Raw genomic sequence first — 1,531 nt, forward strand, 5'->3', positions numbered from 1 at the left:
GTACCGCCGGCGCCCAGCACGACGGCCGGGCCGGTGACGGCGCCAAGCGCACCGGTCACGCCGTCGACGTCGGTGTTGTCGGCGCGCCAGCCATGCGGCGTCCGGACCAGGGTGTTGGCCGAGCCGACGAGATCGGCGCGCGTGGTGTGCTCGTCGGCGAACCGCAGCGCGGCGAGCTTCCCCGGCATGGTCACCGAGACGCCGACCCACTGCCGCCCGAATCCGCTGACCACGGCCGGCAACTCGTCCGCGCCGCACTCGATGCGGTCATAGGTCCAATCGTGCAGGCCCAGTGCCCGATAGGCGGCCAGATGCAGCTGCGGGGACCGGGAGTGTGCGATCGGTGAGCCCAGCACCGCTGCCTTTCTACCGCGCGCTGTCGAGGACACCGTTGTGCTTGGCCAGCTCGATATTGGCCAGATGCTGCTGGTAGTCGCGGGTGAACAACGTAGTGCCCTGCGCATCGATCGTGACGAAGTACAGCCAGTCGCCGGGCGCGGGATGTTCGGCCGCCTGCAACGCGTCCACGCCGGGTGAACAGATCGGGGTGGCCGGTACCCCCTCGGCGAGGTAGGTGTTCCACGGCGTGGGCTCGGCGCGGTCGGCATCGCTGGTGGCCACTTCCCGACGATCGAGCGGATAGTTCACCGTCGAGTCGAATTCCAGCGTGCGGTGCTCGTTGAGGCGGTTGTAGATGACCTGGGCCACCTTCGGAAAGTCCAGCGGCTTGGATTCGCGCTGCACCAGCGAGGCCACCACCAGCACGTCGTAGGGCGACAAGTGCATGGCGGTGGCGGTGTCCAGCAGCCCGGACCGCACGTAACTGTCGGTGCTGGCGCTGATCAGCGTCGCCAGGACCTTCTCCGGTGGCGCCGTCGGGTCGACGTTGAAGGTCCCCGGCGCGATCAGACCCTCGATCCGGCGGTGATCGTTGCCCATCGCCGTGACCGGCTCAACCGCCCACGTGGGCACCGCCAGCGCCGCGGGCGTACTGACGTCGGCCGCCCTGCGCAGGTCGGGAACCGCCACACAGCGTTGGTGTCCGTCGAGGTTCACACAGGTAGCTTGTGAAATGAGACTGAGAATGCCCGGCGTCGTGGCATTGGTCTTCACGTCGGCGGTGTCGTCGAGCTGACGCCCCTCGGGGATGACCAGCCGGCCGGCCCGGTTGTTCGGGTCGGCGAGCCGCTGCACCGCCGACGACGCCGGGATCTCGGTGCGCACCCGGTAGTAGCCGGGCTGGATCGCCGAGATCGCCGAGTTGCCGTGCGCCGCATCCACGAAAGAGCGGACGGTCTTGACCACATCGTGGTTGTGCAGTGTCTCACCGATCGCGGTGGTGGAGTCACCGGCGCTGACCTGGATCAGCACGTCGTGTCCACCGTTGCCGGTGTAGTCGTTGCCGCCGCCGGTGAGGGTGTGCCACAGCTTGGAGCCGAGGAACACCGCGGCCAATACCACCGCCATCAGCAGACCGGTGGCGAACCCGGCGGCGACACGGCGGCGCCGTCGCACGCGGCGAGCCCGAGCG

At 68.9% G+C, this 1,531-nt stretch carries 1 protein-coding gene and 1 pseudogene; both read right to left on the reverse strand.

Annotated features, from left to right (window positions below):
• Positions 1-389 (reverse strand): annotated as a pseudogene (locus WA317_RS18540) (shikimate dehydrogenase); the annotation flags it as partial.
• Positions 367-1,531 (reverse strand): endolytic transglycosylase MltG (gene mltG, locus WA317_RS18545; protein WP_425174428.1); only part of this gene is annotated, 1,165 nt, incomplete at its 5' end. The pseudogene WA317_RS18540 and the gene mltG, both read right to left, overlap by 23 nt.

It is taken from the genome of Mycobacterium sp. (genome assembly GCF_049802695.1).
Lineage (GTDB): Bacteria > Actinomycetota > Actinomycetes > Mycobacteriales > Mycobacteriaceae > Mycobacterium.